General features: G+C 67.0%; 13 protein-coding genes and 1 pseudogene. 8 read left to right on the forward strand and 6 right to left on the reverse strand.

What is annotated here, in order from left to right; genetic code table 11:
- Positions 1–4 precede the first annotated feature (4 nt).
- A complete protein-coding gene (locus HTA01S_RS26065) occupies positions 5–2,257 on the reverse strand; it encodes a carotenoid biosynthesis protein (RefSeq protein WP_245638149.1) in 2,253 nt (750 codons plus the stop codon).
- Between the two features lie 212 nt (positions 2,258–2,469).
- On the reverse strand, positions 2,470–3,504 hold the full coding sequence (locus HTA01S_RS19635; RefSeq protein WP_068174444.1) for a saccharopine dehydrogenase NADP-binding domain-containing protein: 1,035 nt from the start codon (positions 3,502–3,504) through the stop codon (positions 2,470–2,472).
- An 89-nt stretch (positions 3,505–3,593) separates the two neighbouring features.
- Between HTA01S_RS19635 and HTA01S_RS19640 the strand changes: the two genes are divergently transcribed.
- A complete protein-coding gene (locus HTA01S_RS19640; RefSeq protein ID WP_084236324.1) occupies positions 3,594–4,277 on the forward strand; it encodes a TetR/AcrR family transcriptional regulator in 684 nt (227 codons plus the stop codon).
- A 3-nt stretch (positions 4,278–4,280) separates the two neighbouring features.
- On the opposite strand, the gene HTA01S_RS19645 is transcribed toward HTA01S_RS19640, so the two are convergent.
- Positions 4,281–4,805 carry a MarR family winged helix-turn-helix transcriptional regulator gene (locus HTA01S_RS19645; protein WP_084236326.1) on the reverse strand — a complete coding sequence of 175 codons (525 nt, stop codon included), beginning with the start codon at positions 4,803–4,805 and terminating at the stop codon, positions 4,281–4,283.
- Positions 4,806–4,859: 54 nt separating this feature from the next.
- Here HTA01S_RS19645 and HTA01S_RS19650 point away from each other — a divergent pair, with 54 nt between their 5' ends.
- Positions 4,860–5,705, forward strand: coding sequence for an SDR family NAD(P)-dependent oxidoreductase (locus HTA01S_RS19650; protein ID WP_245638150.1), 846 nt, complete (start codon positions 4,860–4,862; stop codon positions 5,703–5,705).
- A 26-nt stretch (positions 5,706–5,731) separates the two neighbouring features.
- Here the strand turns inward: HTA01S_RS19650 and HTA01S_RS19655 are convergent, their stop codons facing one another.
- Entirely contained in the window at positions 5,732–6,325 is a 594-nt protein-coding gene (locus tag HTA01S_RS19655) for a TetR-like C-terminal domain-containing protein (protein WP_084236330.1), read from the reverse strand.
- 58 nt (positions 6,326–6,383) lie between these two features.
- Here HTA01S_RS19655 and HTA01S_RS19660 point away from each other — a divergent pair.
- From HTA01S_RS19660 to HTA01S_RS19685, 6 genes and pseudogenes are all read left to right on the forward strand, one after another.
- Positions 6,384–6,842 (forward strand): annotated as a pseudogene (locus tag HTA01S_RS19660) (VOC family protein); the annotation flags it as partial.
- Positions 6,843–6,853: 11 nt separating this feature from the next.
- Complete coding sequence (locus tag HTA01S_RS19665) at positions 6,854–7,231, forward strand: nuclear transport factor 2 family protein (protein ID WP_218017373.1); 378 nt, start codon at positions 6,854–6,856, stop codon at positions 7,229–7,231.
- A 248-nt stretch (positions 7,232–7,479) separates the two neighbouring features.
- Positions 7,480–7,770, forward strand: a complete 291-nt coding sequence (locus tag HTA01S_RS19670; protein ID WP_068174446.1) for a co-chaperone GroES — start codon at positions 7,480–7,482, stop codon at positions 7,768–7,770.
- A 45-nt stretch (positions 7,771–7,815) separates the two neighbouring features.
- On the forward strand, positions 7,816–9,465 hold the full coding sequence (gene groL / locus HTA01S_RS19675) for a chaperonin GroEL (protein WP_068174447.1): 1,650 nt from the start codon (positions 7,816–7,818) through the stop codon (positions 9,463–9,465).
- Between the two features lie 238 nt (positions 9,466–9,703).
- Positions 9,704–11,146 (forward strand): aminotransferase class III-fold pyridoxal phosphate-dependent enzyme, encoded by a 1,443-nt coding sequence (locus HTA01S_RS19680; protein WP_068174448.1) that lies wholly within the window; start codon positions 9,704–9,706, stop codon positions 11,144–11,146.
- 12 nt (positions 11,147–11,158) lie between these two features.
- Entirely contained in the window at positions 11,159–11,968 is an 810-nt protein-coding gene (locus tag HTA01S_RS19685) for a nuclear transport factor 2 family protein (protein WP_084236334.1), read from the forward strand.
- Positions 11,969–11,983: 15 nt separating this feature from the next.
- Here the strand turns inward: HTA01S_RS19685 and HTA01S_RS19690 are convergent, their stop codons facing one another.
- Both HTA01S_RS19690 and xylA read right to left on the reverse strand, forming a co-directional pair.
- On the reverse strand, positions 11,984–12,991 hold the full coding sequence (locus tag HTA01S_RS19690) for a Gfo/Idh/MocA family protein (RefSeq protein ID WP_068174450.1): 1,008 nt from the start codon (positions 12,989–12,991) through the stop codon (positions 11,984–11,986).
- Between the two features lie 163 nt (positions 12,992–13,154).
- Positions 13,155–14,468, reverse strand: coding sequence for a xylose isomerase (gene xylA, locus HTA01S_RS19695; RefSeq protein WP_068174599.1), 1,314 nt, complete (start codon positions 14,466–14,468; stop codon positions 13,155–13,157).
- Positions 14,469–14,504: the final 36 nt, after the last annotated feature.

Raw genomic sequence — 14,504 nt, forward strand, 5'->3', positions numbered from 1 at the left:
TTCTTCATGAAGCAACGGCGTCGACCTCGACCTCCGGAGCAGGCCGCCGTGCCTTGCCCTCACCCTGCACAGGCAGCCAGTGCCCGGTGGTCGTCCAGCGGTCCTCCAGGCGGTTCAGCCAGCCCGAGGCGCCGGGGTCTTCGCTCCAGGCCGCCACGGTGTCGGTCAGGGGGTTGAGCAACTGGTCGGGCAAGCCGAGCGGGCGGGTCTGGTCGAGCAGGAAGCGGGTCAGCAGGTGGTAGCCCACGATGCGGGTGAACATCCGGGACAGCGAGAAACCCGGCGAGAACAGCCGCACCACGGTATCGATCAGGCGCACCAGCAACCGGCCCGCCCCGAACAGCAGCCGGGTGGGCCAGGACACGCGCTCGTCCACGCCAATCGCGCGCGCGGTGTCCGGCCCGATCAGCCAGCGCGTCAGCGGCACCGGGATGCCCCGGACCACCGGCAGGCGGATCGTGCGTTCCATGGTGTGCATGAGCGCACGGCCCAGGGCCGGCCGCGCGTCCGGGCTCACCGTCTGCCCACGCGCCTGCGCCTGGATGCGCTCGAACAGCGCTTCGGCTTCTTCCATGGTGTCGGCCATGAGTTCGCGCCGCACACCCAGCACATGCCCCATCACGTTCCAGGCGTGCAGATAGGCCTCTTCGTCCGCGCGCGGCAGGCCCAGGCCCAGCGTGCGCATGCCCTTGAGAAAGCTGTAGCTGAAGGTCAGCAAGGTATAGGCCAGTTCGATCTGGTTGCAGGGCAGTCCCTGGCGGTCCACGTCCCAGCCGTGCGACATCAGGGCCGCGTGCATGCCGGTGGGCGCGCCGGCCTGCAGCCGCGGTGCCACCTGGCCGCGCACCGTCTGCGGCTCACCGCGCAGGATCAGGTGGCGGATGGTGGCGTGGATGAGCCGCACTTTGAGCACCTGGGCCACGCCGGCGCCGCTGGCGTCCATCAGCCCGCCCTTCATCATCACCGGGAACACCATGGCCGCGGTCTGGCGGATGCGGTGCTCGGTGTGCTGCTCCAGCTGGCCCGCGATGTGCAGCACCTCGGCCAGATTGGGCAGCACGTAACACTCGGGCAGGCTGGAGCAGAACAGCAGCGTGCACGACAGCGGGCCCTGTTCCATGAAGATGGCCTCGGCGCGCTCGACCTTGGCCGCGTCGGCCCAGGCGGGCAACGCGCGCCCCTCGTTCACATAGGCGCGCAACGCGGCCACCACCGCCGGATCGGCCGCCGCTGTGGCATCGCCCTGCCCCCAGGCGGCCAGGGCACCGTTGCTGGTCCAGCCCGCCATGAGCCGGGTGGCGGCGGCGAGCCGGTCCGTGGCCGGGCCGGTGGCCCCGTCGGCGTCGGACCACGGCCCGATGAGCGCCGCCACGGTCTGGTCCGCCAGCGGGTCGGCCTGCAGCCCCATCGGCGCCAGCGGCACGCTGTGGGCGGGCTGCGCCTGGGGTGCCCCAGCGTGGGCCGGGGCCCAGTGCCGCCAGGCCACCCACGCGATCAGGGTGGGCATGCCCATGGCAAAAAAGGCGATGGCGCGGATTTCGATCGGATGGCCGAACAGCATCTGGAACACCAGACCACTGGCGTACAGCCCGATCGGCACCACGGCCGCGAGCCGGGTGTGGCGCTCGATGGCCGGCACACGGCGCGGCGCGGCCAGCGCCTGGAACGCAGCCACGATCACAAAAGACACCAGCATCCAGCCCACGAAACCCTGCAGCGTTTCGCCGAACCAGCCCCCGTCGGTCTTCTCCATGATCCAGGCCTTGAGCACGTACACGAAGTACGGGTCGGCTCCCAGATCGAAGCTGGTCACGATCATCGCGGCCAGCCAGGCGGTGAGCGCACCGCTCTTCCGCGTGGGCGCCGCGTGCACCGGCGTGCGCCACAGAATGAGGCTGGCCAGCACATAGCCCACCAGGCACAGGGCCAGCCACATCAGCGGGATCGCCAGCGGCACATCGCCCAGCCGGGGGCCCAGCACGTCGGTGTAGGTGTAGCGGCCGAAGAACCAGCCGCGCGACGAACCCATCTGCTCGGCGAACCAGCCCAGGCCCAGCGCCAGCACGGCCAGCACCCAGGCACTGCGGCGGCCCAGCAGCACGGCGGCAGACCACAGCGCGGCCCAGAACATGGCCACCGAGACGGCCACCAGGGCGAGCGTGAGCGGCGGGTACGCCAGCGCGGTGGCGAGGAGGAGGCCCGCAGACAGCAGGCTGGGCAGCAGGATTTGTTGCAAGCGCGAACGCAGAAGGGCCACGGGAGCCTCCCAGAACATCGGTCACAGCCCCCTGCGTTGATGGGCAACGGTCGCCGGGAACATGTGCCCGCGTCCGCCGCAACCGACCCTGCGCCGGTCATCGGCCCGCGTCGATGTCGACAGTCGGGCCAGTGACCCCGCGGCGCGGGAATCGACGCTTATTCTAGATAACCGTCGTCTCAGGGTATTCCCCAGGCGCCACCCTTGCCCCATCAGAACCGAAGCTGCGGAGCGGTTCCGTCGCCGAACACCTCCAGCGCCGGGCCATGCAACGAACGCAGCAGGTCCACCGGATCGACCGCCTCGGCCACCGCGAGCGCGCCGCTGCGCCGGTACGAGGGCGCCAGCAGACGCTGGGCAACCTCGGTCACGATGGGCGCCGTCACGGCATAGATGTCCTGCCCCCGCACGCCGACCGTGCGGGTCATGCCGCCTTGCACGAGGCGCACCACCAGCTCGAAACGCTGCGCCGAGCGCCCGCTGTCGTCGGCCGCCTTGGGTGGGGGTGTCGAGGCATCGCGGATGTCGGCCAGCGCCGAACGGTTGAGCAGCGAGCGGATATCGCCGACCTTCAGGTGGTGCGCCAGCGTGATGATTTCGCTGAACGGCAGCTCGACCATGGCTTGCCGACCCAGCGGCGCTGAGAACATCCAGTCCGGCACCTCGGGCGAGGGCAGCAGCGGCGCCAGGCGCCCACCCTTCACGACCACCCGCGGCACCTGGTTGCGCTCGCCGGTCTTGCGCGTCCCTTCGGTGGGCCACCAGCGATCGAGCGCGATGGCCACCGTGATCTCGTCGATCTCGCCTTCCGACGCCAGCGCGCTGGCCAACAGATCGGCGAGCCCCCCGTAAAAGGCCGCCGCCGGGATCACCACCCGGCCAGCTTCACGCGCCGGTGCGTCGAGCTCGGCGAAACTGGCCTGCGCGCTGGGCTGCTCGGCTGTCACGTCGATGTAGTGGCAGCCGGCGCGCAGCGCTGCCTGTGCCACGGGCGCTGCGGTGTCGAGAAACGGCCCCGCGCAGTTGATGACCACCGCGCAGCCAGCGAAGGCCTGTTCGAGGCTGACCGGATCGTCGAACTCGGCCACGCGCCGGGGAACGGCCGGGGGCAGGGTGTCGTCGAGCCGGGCGGCGCTGCGGCCGACGGCCACCACCGGCAGCCCGCGGCGTTGCACTTCCCGGACGACGAACTGACCGGTGTGGCCCGTGGCACCCACCACGGCGATGCTCTTGCTTGTGGAATTCATGGAAGCTCCTTTGGTTGGACACAGACTTTGAATAGATACAGACCTGTCTGTTCTTCGTAGATTACAGACAGGTCTGTATCATGTCAAGCATGCGCAATCAAACTGCTCCCCGCTCACCGCAAGATCCTTCACCCACTGGCCGCTCCGGCCCGGCGTCGAAACACCCGGCGACGACCCGGGCCGCGAACGCCGCAGCGGCTGAACCGGCGCCCGACGTCCGGGAGCGCATCCTGGACACCGCCTCCCGGCTGTTCTACGAGCGCGGCGTGCGCGCGGTCGGTGTCGATCTGGTCGTGCTGGAGGCGGCGGTGGCCAAGACCAGCCTGTACCGCTACTTCCCCACCAAGGACGATCTCATCGTCGCCTTCCTGGAGCGGGAAGATCTTGATTTCTGGGCAACCTGGGACGGTGTGGCCGCGCAGTTCCCCGACGACCCCGCCGGAGAGCTGGACGCCCACATGCGCTGGATCGGCGAACGCCTGGCCCGATCGAACTACCGCGGCTGCCCCCAGATCAACGTGGCCGCCGAGTTCGCCGAGCAGGACCACCCCGCCCGCCAGGTCTCGCAGCGACACATGCAGGCGCTGCGGGGCCGCCTGCAAGACATCGCCCGGCGGCTGAACGTCCCCCAACCCGAGCAACTCGCCGCACAGCTCGCCGTGCTGGTAAACGGCGCCTTTGTCAGCTCGGGCCTGCTCGGCGCCGACGAAGCCACCGCTGTGTTGCGCTCGGCACTGAAGGCCTTGCTGGACGGGGCAAGGGCTGGCGCCTGAGCGTCACCGGTCAGGCAGCAACCGCCCGCTGGCGGGCCGAGCTCTCGGACGGGCGACGGTTGGGCGGTCGGGCGCCTGGCCCGCGTCGAAGGCCAGCGCATCGAGGGCCGCGCGCAGGCCATCGGCATCGACGAGGGCCGACTCGATGTGCGAATGCGCCTGCTTCCACAGCGGGTAGGCGCGCGCCAGCAGCGCGTGGCCCTCGGGTGTCAGCGCCAGGCGTTGCTTGCGCCGGTCGGCGGTGTCAGGCGTCACGCTGACGAGGCCGCGGCGCGCGAGCGGCTTCAGCATCGCGGTCAGCGAGGTGCGGTCCGTCGCGAGCAGCGGTACCACCTCGCCCAGCGTCGGTGGCTCGGGGCGGTTCAGCGCGGCGAGCAGCGAAAACTGCCAGTTGGTCAGCGCGAGTGGGCGGAAGACCGCATCGAAGCGGCGCGCCAGCACACGTGCTGCGCGCTGGGCATGCAGGCACAGGCAGGCATCGCGCACCTCGATCGTCTTTGAGTGAGGCAGGTTCTTCGTGATTGACATGGGTATCATTTTATGTTGATATCAACCCTAATTCCATCCGATTTGGAGGTCCCCGTGACCGAAGTCTCCTCGCCGCCCGTTCACGCCGACAGCACGCCGGACGGGCGCCTGCTGGTCGGCAAGGTCGCCGTCGTCTACGGCGGGGGCGGCGCCATCGGCGGCGCCGTTGCACGCGCCTTCGCGCGGCACGGTGCGCGGCTGTTCCTCGCCGGGCGCACGCTGCGCAAGCTGGCGAGAGTGGCCGGCGACATCGAAGCGGCCGGTGGATGCGCTGCCTGTGCGGAAATCGACGTGTTCGACGCGGCAGCGATGGCGGCGCACGCGAGTGCCGTCGCGGCGGAATCCGGCGGCATCGACATTGCCATGAACGCGACCGGTTTCCACCACGTGCAGGGCAAGCCCTTCGCGGAGCTGTCGGTCGACGAGTTCATGGAGCCGATCGACGCCTATCTGCGTTCGCTGTTCAATACAGCGAAAGCGGTGGCGCCACGCATGGGGCAACGCGGCGGCGTGATCCTGAGCCTGTCGACACCGGGTTCGCGCCTCGTCTGGCCGGGCTTCCTCGGCTACGGCGTGACCTGCGCCGCGAAGGAGGCGTTCACGAAGAAGCTCGCGGCCGAGCTGGCGCCGCAGGGCATCCGCGTCGTCTGCCTGATGCCCAACGCGATCGCCGACGCGCTCGCGCACGGCTCGCACGTGCGCGAGGTCTTCACGCCGTTGGCCGAGCGCGCGGGCACGACGGTCGAGGCGATGCTGGCCGCGCCGCCGGAGACCGCCTTGCTGAGGCGGCTGCCCACGCTCGCCGAGGTCGCCGGTGCGGCGGTCTTCGCCGCATCAGACCTGGCGGGGGCCATGACCGGCGCGGTCATGAACCTCAGCGGCGGGCTCGTCGTCGACTGACGTCGTCGGCGCCACGCCCCGACAAGTCACACCTCGATCCCGGCCATCAGCGTGTCGATCAGCCGCTGGGCCACGTTGGCTGTCAGAGGCAAGTGCCCGGCCAGAAGCCGATAGAACAGGGGCCCGTAGATCATGTCAAGAACCACCTCGACATCGGGCAGCTGTCGCAACTGACCCGCCGCGACACCTTTGGCGAGCAAAGCGCGGCCAACCTCTCTGCTGCTCAGGATGATCTGATTTCGAAAGGCCTTTGCCAGCTCGCTTTCGGGGTCGGCGGAAGCCATCGTCAACGTGATTTGCCTTCCACGTGCGCTGTCGAAGGTCGCGATCACGGACGCCAGATGGGCCGTCAGCGCCTTGCGGGTCGAGTTCACCGGTGGCGCGTCGAACGCGTCGCGGGGCGCCGCCAGAAAGGCGGCCATCGCCAACTCATGGGAATTGGCCCAGGTGCGGTAGATGGTCGGCTTACCGACGCCCGATTCGATGGAGACCCGATCGATGGTCAGCCGCCCCAACCCCTCTTCGGCCAGGATCCGATGCGCTGTTTCCAGGACGCTTTGGCGCGCCGCCACGCTGGGAGGGCGGCCCCGTTTGCGTTGGATAGGGCTGGGGTCTTGCATAATTACGTTCCGTATAGTAATGTAATCATACACCCGCCCAAGGAGGCTCCACCATGCCGCTCCAGCCCCAGCAACTCTGCCGTACCTGATCGTCAAGGGGGCGCAGCAGGCGATTGACTTCTACGTCCGAGCCTTCGGCGCAACGCTCGACTTTTCGTTGATCGACCCCGGCGACAGTCGGATCGGTCATGCTGAACTGCGCTTCGGCGCCACACGGGTCTTTGTCGCGGACGAGTATCCAGACTTCGGTGCCGTGGGCCCCGAGCGTCTCGGTGGATCGCCGATCAAACTGCACCTGGACGTCGACGATGTCGACGCTTTCGTTGCTCAGGCCGTGCGCGAAGGTGCGGTGATCCTGCGACCGGTTCACACCGAGTTCCACGGCCATCGCACCGCCCTGGTCTCGGATCCCTTTGGCTACAGCTGGTTCGCCGCCAGCCGTATCGAAGAGGTCTCGCCCGAGGAAGTGCAACGCCGCTGGGCGGCGATGATGGTCACGCCTGAGAAGGCCAGTTGAAGGAGCCCGACATGCAAACGAACGATATGGCGTTCTTCGAGGCCCTGGAGGCCCAATTCAACCGGGCCATGGTCTCCAACGACGTCGATCAGATTGCGCAGTGCATCACCGAAGACTGGGTTCTCGTTACGCCCGAGGTCGGCCCCGTCAGCCGCGAAGCGATGCTCGATGCGATCAGACAGGGCAGGTTGTCGCACGACACCATGACGAAGTCGCTCGCTCGCGTCGCGGTGTACGGCGACATGGCCATCGTCACCGGGCGCGGACGGAACACCGGCCAGTTCCAGGGGCAAGCGATCTCGGCCGACGAGTGGATCACGGACGTCTACAAGCGATTCGACAGCGGCTGGAAATGTGTGCTCACGCACCTGACACCGGCGGCGGCTTGAGTCATCCCCAGCCCTGCGACACGCTGCTGGTTACCAGCTCAGGTCGCTTGGCAGCAGCGAGCAAGGGGAAAAAAGACCCCCCCACCTTGAAAACCGGGGTCCCCGCCCTTATCATTAGCACTCGCTGGAGTTGAGTGCTAACACTTTTCAACACTTCGCTCCAAGTCGATCAGCGGCACCCGCCGGCCCCTGGTGGCCGGCATCGCCCGTCTGAACCTCCCCTTTTCCGTTCTATTTCAGGAGATGCAATGAACCTTCGTCCTCTCGCCGATCGCGTGATCGTCAAACGTATCGACAGCGAAACCAAGACCGCTTCCGGCATCGTCATCCCCGACGCAGCTGCTGAAAAACCCGACCAGGGCGAAATCCTGGCCGTCGGTCCCGGCAAGAAAAACGACAAAGGCGAACTGTCCGCCATGAACGTCAAGGTCGGCGACCGCGTTCTGTTCGGCAAGTACAGCGGCCAGACCGTCAAGGTCGATGGCAACGAACTGCTCGTCATGAAAGAAGACGACCTGTTCGCCGTCGTCGAGAAGTAATCCTTCTCTCATCCATCCCCATTTACTGAATCCGGAGAAATCAACATGGCAGCAAAAGACGTCATTTTCGGCGGCGAAGCCCGCGCACGCATGGTTGAAGGCGTGAACATCCTGGCCAACGCGGTCAAGGTCACCCTGGGCCCCAAAGGCCGCAACGTGGTGCTCGAGCGCTCGTTCGGCGCCCCCACCGTGACCAAGGACGGTGTGTCCGTGGCCAAGGAAATCGAACTCAAGGACAAGCTCCAGAACATGGGCGCCCAGATGGTCAAGGAAGTCGCTTCCAAGACGTCTGACAACGCTGGCGACGGCACCACCACCGCCACCGTGCTGGCCCAGGCCATCGTGCGCGAAGGCATGAAGTACGTGGCCGCCGGCATGAACCCGATGGACCTCAAGCGCGGCATCGACAAGGCTGTGGAAGCCCTGATCGCCGAGCTGAAGAAGGCCTCCAAGGCCACCACGACCAGCAAGGAAATCGCCCAGGTCGGCTCCATCTCCGCCAACAGCGACTCCAGCATTGGCGACATCATCGCCAGCGCCATGGACAAAGTGGGCAAAGAAGGCGTGATCACCGTGGAAGACGGCAAGTCGCTGCAGAACGAACTCGACGTCGTCGAGGGCATGCAGTTCGACCGCGGCTACCTGTCGCCCTACTTCATCAACAACCCTGAAAAGCAGGCTGCCCTGCTGGACAACCCCTTCGTGCTGCTGTTCGACAAGAAGATCAGCAACATCCGTGACCTGCTGCCCACGCTGGAGCAAGTCGCCAAGGCCGGCCGTCCGCTGCTGATCATTGCCGAAGACGTCGAAGGCGAAGCCCTGGCGACGCTGGTGGTCAACACCATCCGTGGCATCCTGAAGGTGGTGGCTGTGAAGGCCCCTGGCTTCGGCGACCGCCGCAAGGCCATGCTGGAAGACATCGCCATCCTGACCGGCGGCAAAGTGATCGCCGAAGAAGTCGGCATGACGCTGGAAAAAGTGACCCTGGCCGACCTCGGTTCCGCCAAGCGCATCGAAGTGGGCAAGGAAAACACCACCATCATCGACGGCGCCGGCGCTGCCGCTGACATCGAAGCCCGCGTGAAACAAGTGCGCGTGCAGATCGAAGAAGCCACCAGCGACTACGACCGCGAGAAGCTGCAAGAGCGCGTGGCCAAGCTGGCCGGCGGTGTGGCCGTGATCAAGGTCGGCGCTGCCACCGAAGTCGAAATGAAGGAAAAGAAAGCCCGCGTGGAAGACGCCCTGCACGCCACGCGCGCTGCGGTGGAAGAAGGCATCGTGGCCGGTGGTGGCGTGGCTCTGCTGCGCGCCCGTCAGGCCGCTGGCGAGATCAAGGGCGACAACGCCGATCAGGACGCCGGTATCAAGCTGGTGCTCAAAGCCATCGAAGCGCCCCTGCGCGAGATCGTGGCCAACGCCGGTGGCGAACCGTCGGTGGTGGTCAACGCCGTGCTGGCCGGCAAGGGCAACCACGGCTTCAACGCCGCCAACGACACCTATGGCGACATGATCGAAATGGGCATCCTGGACCCGACCAAGGTGACCCGCACCGCGCTGCAGAACGCCGCTTCGGTCTCCGCTCTGATGCTGACGACCGAGTGCATGGTGGCCGAGTCCCCGAAGGATGACGCACCTGCCGGCGGCATGGGTGGCGGCATGGGTGGCATGGGCGACATGGGCGGCATGGGCATGTAAGCTCTCTTTGCCTGAGGGCGCATGGCGGCGTTGCAGCCGCTTGCCGTGGCGATGCCACTGTCAGCGCGTCTGCGCCTTGCCCTGCACCCTCATGCTGCGTCGGATTGCATCACTGCACTTTGACGAACTCCCAAGAAAAAACCTCGCGAAGCGATTCGCGGGGTTTTTTGCTTTTCGGCGGGACCGCAGGGAATCGTCGCACGGCCCGCCGATCACCTTTCTGGCCAAAATGTGCGCCATGACACCATCGGCACACCGCGCCTGGACGCACGCCCCCGCCGACCTGGAACTGCCCCAGGTCCACACCGCCCTGCCCGGCCCGCGCAGCCTCGCCCTGTTTGACCGCCACGACACACAGACCACCGGCAGCAATGCCGACCACAAGGTCTATCCCCTGGCCCAGGCAGCACGGCGCGGGCATCTGATCGTGGATGCCGACGGCAACACCTTTGCCGATCACCTCTCCGCCTGGGGCGCGTCCCCGTTCGGACCGACGCCCCCTTCGGTCAAGGCAGCGATGGACCGGGCCTGGTCCTGCCACGGCATGCAGATCAGCGGATGGATGCCCAACACCGCCGCTTTCGACCTGGTGGACAAACTCGTCCACATCGCGCCAGGACGTCTGACCCGCGTTGAATACTCCGTCTCCGGTACCCTGGCGGTCGAAGGCGCCGTCAAGTTCATGCGCGAAGCGCGCGGTCGTCCGCTGATCCTGACCTTCGGCGGCCAGTACCACGGCGAATCGACCTACATGAGCGCTGGCGCATCCAGCGACCTGTCCAACGTGTCATCGGGTCGCACGCAGTATGTGGCTGGCCTCGTCATGGCGCCCTACCCCAACCGCTTCCGCTCGCCCTTCCGCAAGGGGCCGGGCCCCTTCGACGACACCGAGGTGCTGGACTACCTGGACTACCTGCTGGTGCAGCAGATCCACCCCGATCAGGTGGCCGGCGTGTTGATCGAACCGGTCCTCGGCGAAGGCGGCATCCATGCGCCGTCGCAGGCCTTCTGGGACCGCCTGGGTGCGATGTGCCGGCGCTGGGGCTGGCTCCTGTGCCTGGACGAGGTGCAGACCTGCATGGGACGCACGGGTCAGATGTTCGCGATGCAGCGCTGGCAGGGCATTGACCCCGACCTGCTGCTGCTGGGCAAGGCCTTTGCAGCCGGCGGTCAGCCGATCGCGGCCATCCTGGGCACGGATGCGGTGATGCAGAACACGCAATTGCACCTGGGCAGCACCTATGGCTTCGCGCCGGCCGCCTGCGCGGGAGCGCTGGCAGGCATCGAGCTGATCGAGGCTGGCGGCGTGCTGGAGAACGCACGCCGACTGGAGGCCGTGTTCCTGGAGGAAATGCGCCCGCTGACTGGGCGCTTCCAGCAGGTCGGCGATGTGCGTGCCGTGGGTGCCATGGCGGCCATCGAGTTCGTGCAGGACAAGCGGGGCCACGCGCCCGCACCGGCATTCCAGTTCGCGGTGCACCAGGCCGCCTTGCGCCGGGGCGTGCTGGGTATCTCACAGCGCGGCAAGTGGCATCTGCGCCTGCAGCCGGCGCTGACCATGCCGGAGGCCGTGTTCCGGGACAGCTGTCGCCGCCTGCAGGAGGCCATCGCGGAGGTGGCCAGCCACCCTCCGGCCGAGGAGGCGTCGATACAGATGGCCGCAGCGCTGGCCAGCCGGTAGACCCACGCACCCATGCACCCAACAGACGTTCCTGCCCCCGATGCGGCCAGCACCACCCTGCTCACGGTGAGTGCGCACAACCAGGCCTGGGGGCAAGGCCAGGTTGAACGTGTGTTGGCCCTGTACCACCCCGACATGGTCTTCCACGACCACGCGGCCGGCGCCAGCTACCGGGGCCGCGAACTGCATGACCATGTGCGCTCGGTCATCCAGCGGTCTTCGCTGAACACGCTGGTGTACCTGGACCGGCCCCATGTGGACGGCGACACCGTGGTCCTGCGCTACCGCGAAACCGTGCGCGCAGCCGACGGCGACGAGTGGCTGAGTTTCTCCGCCTGTGACTGCGTGCGCGTACGCGACGGACGGATCGTGGAGATCCACGAATACGCGATCCTGCAGCAGGCATCCCCACACCGCGAGACGACCCCAGGCAGGTCCGAGGCCACCCGGATCGGGCTGTCACCGCGCGCCATGGGGTTTCTGCTCAGGGACCTGCAAACCTATTTCGACAAGGAAAAGGCGTTCCTCCAGCCGGGCCTGAGCCTGCAGCAGATCGCCGCAGACACCGGGTACACACGCAATCAGATTTCCTACGCGCTCAACCACGCGCTGGGTCAGACCTTCTACCGCTTTCTCGGTCGGGCCCGCGTCCGGTATGCGCTGAACCATCCCGATCGCTTTCGACCCCTGTCGATCACCGGCCTGGCTCAGGCCCTGGGTTTTCGTTCGGTGACCGGTCTCTATCGCAGTTTCCACGACGTCACCGGCCTCACGCCCAAGCAATGGCAGGACGGCGTCCCGATCCCGAACGAAAAGAACTGATCCCCGCACACACCTTCAGGCGATGGGCTCCCAGCGCCCGCTGCGCTCGGAGTGCCAGAGGGCATCGATCACGCGTGCCTGTGCCAACGCGTCGCCCAGACCGCTGGCTGTTTCGCAGCCCGCACCCTCGCGCACGCGGCGGGAGAAATCCTCCACCTCCAGCCGGTACTGATCGGCCGCAGGCAGGGTTTCCACCGTGATGCTGCTGCCGTCCAGCCGCCCACCTTCATCCAGCGCCAGCTTCATTTGACCGCCGCGCGCCGCGTTGAACGGAATGAACAGCTCGATCCGGCCCGTGGTGCCGACCACCTGCACGCGCTGGAACGGCACGCTTTGTGTCGACACCGTGAAGCCCAGCTGCCGCCCGGAGCCGAAATCCAGCAGTGCGCTGGTCAGCCGGTCGGTGCCCAGCACCGGGTCGCGATCCACCAGCGAAACCGCGCGCAGCGGTTCGGCTTCGAACAGGTAGCGCCCGGCCAGCACCGCGTAGCAGCCGATGTCGTACAACGCGCCGCCGCCGATGCCGGGCTGGTTGCGGATGTTGGCCGCGTCATCGTTGAAGTAGGAGAAGAACACCTGCACGGCGCGCGGCGTGCCGATGCGCCCGGCGCGCACCAACTCGCGGGCGCGCAGCCATTGAGGGTGGTGCCGTACCATGAAGGCTTCTTCGATGAGCACCCGCGATGCGGCGTCCTTCGCGCTCTGGGCTTCGGCCGTGCTGAGGGCGAACGGCTTCTCGCACAGCACGTGTTTGCCGGCCGCCGCGGCCGCCAGCGTCATAGGGACGTGCAGGTGGTTGGGCAGCGGGTTGTAGACCGCCTCGATGGCAGGGTCGGCCAGCAGCGCTTCGTAACTCCCATACGCCTGCGGTATACCGGCCGACCGCGCGGCGGCCTGCGCCGCGGGCAAGGACCGCGAAGCGATGGCACGCAGCTCGACCAGCGGGCTGGACAACATCGCCGGGATCACGTGCTCCAGCCCGATCTTCGAGGTGCTCAACACGCCCCACACAACGGGTTTCATGACATCCTCACTGTGACGTTCTTGAATCTCAGTTCACCGCGCTGCGCAGGACCAGCCACACATGAAGCGGTCCAACTCAAGGGCACCGCCGGGCCGGCTTTGCCGGACGGCCAGTGCCGCCCCCTTTGAGGGGGTGGCGCGAAGCGACGCGGGGCTGCTTCATTTATATATAGCTGTTCAGCAGGTTCTCCAGCCGTTCCTGGCGGCCCGACACCGGCGGGGTGTCGGTGTTGCGGGCCACCACGTGGGCGGCCACGGCGTCCAGGCCCATCTTGCCGCTCAGGATGTCCTGGCCGAAGGGCGTGGCCCAGCCGGCGTAGCGTTGCTCCACCAGTTGGCCGAGCTGGTCGTCCTGCAACATCTTTTCGGCGATCAGCAGGGCGCGGGCCGACACGTCCATGCCGCCAATGTGGCCGTGGAACATGTCCTCGGGGTCGATGGACTGGCGGCGCACCTTGGAGTCAAAGTTCAGGCCGCCGGTGGTGAAGCCGCCGCCCTTGAGGATGAGGTAGAGCGCCAGCGCGGTCTCGGGGATGTTGTTGGGGAACTGGTCGGTGTCCCAGCCGCACTGCATGTCGCCGCGGTTCATGTCGATGGAGCCGAAGATGCCCAGATCCAGCGCGGTGGCGATCTCGTGCTCGAAGCTGTGGCCCGAGAGCGTGGCGTGGTTGGCCTCGATGTTGACCTTGATCTCCTTGTCCAGGCCGTAGCGGCACAGGAAGCCGTAGACCGTGGCGGTGTCGAAGTCGTACTGGTGCTTGGAAGGCTCGCGCGGCTTGGGTTCGATCAGGATCGTGCCCTTGAAGCCGATCTTGTGTTTGTAGTCCACCACCATGTTCAGGAAGCGGCCCATCTGGTCGAGCTCCTGGCCCATGCGGGTGTTGAGCAGGGTCTCATAACCTTCGCGGCCACCCCACAACACGTAGTTTTCACCGCCGAGCTTGAGCGTGGCGTCCATCGCTTCCTTGACCTGCAGGGCAGCCAGGGCAAAGATTTCCGGGTTGGGGTTGGTGGCCGCGCCCGACATGAAGCGGCGGTGGCTGAACAGGTTGGCCGTGCCCCACAACAGCTTCATGCCGGTGGCGGCCTGCTTGGCGGCCAGCACGTCCACCATCTCGCGCAGGTGGTTCACGCTTTCGCGCGGGGTGGCGCCTTCGGGGGCCACGTCGCGGTCGTGGAAGCAGTAGTAGGGCGCGCCCAGCTTGGCGAAGAACTCGAACGCCACGTCGGCCTTGGCCTTGGCCGCCGCCATGGGGTCGGCCATGTGCTGCCAGGGGCGCTGGAAGCTGTCGCCGCCGAACGGGTCGGAGCCGTTCCAGCAGAAGCTGTGCCAGTAGCACACGGCAAAGCGCAGGTGTTCTTCCATGCGCTTGCCCAGCACCAGGCGGTCTTTGTCGTACCACTTGAAAGCCAAGGGGTTGCGGGATTGGCTGCCTTCGTAGGCGATGGGGGCGATGTCGGCGAAATAGGAGCTCATGGCGTTCTCGGTGGACAAGGGAGGGGTGTGGGGAGG

This window comes from Hydrogenophaga taeniospiralis CCUG 15921 (assembly GCF_001592305.1).
In the GTDB taxonomy this organism is placed as follows: Bacteria; Pseudomonadota; Gammaproteobacteria; order Burkholderiales; family Burkholderiaceae_C; genus Hydrogenophaga; species Hydrogenophaga taeniospiralis.

Excerpts from the sequence above, each read along its gene's own strand:
- HTA01S_RS19690 (WP_068174450.1), bottom strand. The coding sequence starts at position 12,991 with ATGAAACCCGTTGTGTGGGGCGTGTTGAGCACCTCGAAGATCGGGCTG.
- groL (WP_068174447.1), top strand. The coding sequence starts at position 7,816 with ATGGCAGCAAAAGACGTCATTTTCGGCGGCGAAGCCCGCGCACGCATG.
- HTA01S_RS19645 (WP_084236326.1), bottom strand. The coding sequence starts at position 4,805 with ATGTCAATCACGAAGAACCTGCCTCACTCAAAGACGATCGAGGTGCGC.
- HTA01S_RS19665 (WP_218017373.1), top strand. The coding sequence starts at position 6,854 with ATGCAAACGAACGATATGGCGTTCTTCGAGGCCCTGGAGGCCCAATTC.
- HTA01S_RS19655 (WP_084236330.1), bottom strand. The coding sequence starts at position 6,325 with ATGCAAGACCCCAGCCCTATCCAACGCAAACGGGGCCGCCCTCCCAGC.
- HTA01S_RS19680 (WP_068174448.1), top strand. The coding sequence starts at position 9,704 with ATGACACCATCGGCACACCGCGCCTGGACGCACGCCCCCGCCGACCTG.
- HTA01S_RS19635 (WP_068174444.1), bottom strand. The coding sequence starts at position 3,504 with ATGAATTCCACAAGCAAGAGCATCGCCGTGGTGGGTGCCACGGGCCAC.
- xylA (WP_068174599.1), bottom strand. The coding sequence starts at position 14,468 with ATGAGCTCCTATTTCGCCGACATCGCCCCCATCGCCTACGAAGGCAGC.
- HTA01S_RS19685 (WP_084236334.1), top strand. The coding sequence starts at position 11,159 with ATGCACCCAACAGACGTTCCTGCCCCCGATGCGGCCAGCACCACCCTG.
- HTA01S_RS19640 (WP_084236324.1), top strand. The coding sequence starts at position 3,594 with ATGCGCAATCAAACTGCTCCCCGCTCACCGCAAGATCCTTCACCCACT.
- HTA01S_RS19670 (WP_068174446.1), top strand. The coding sequence starts at position 7,480 with ATGAACCTTCGTCCTCTCGCCGATCGCGTGATCGTCAAACGTATCGAC.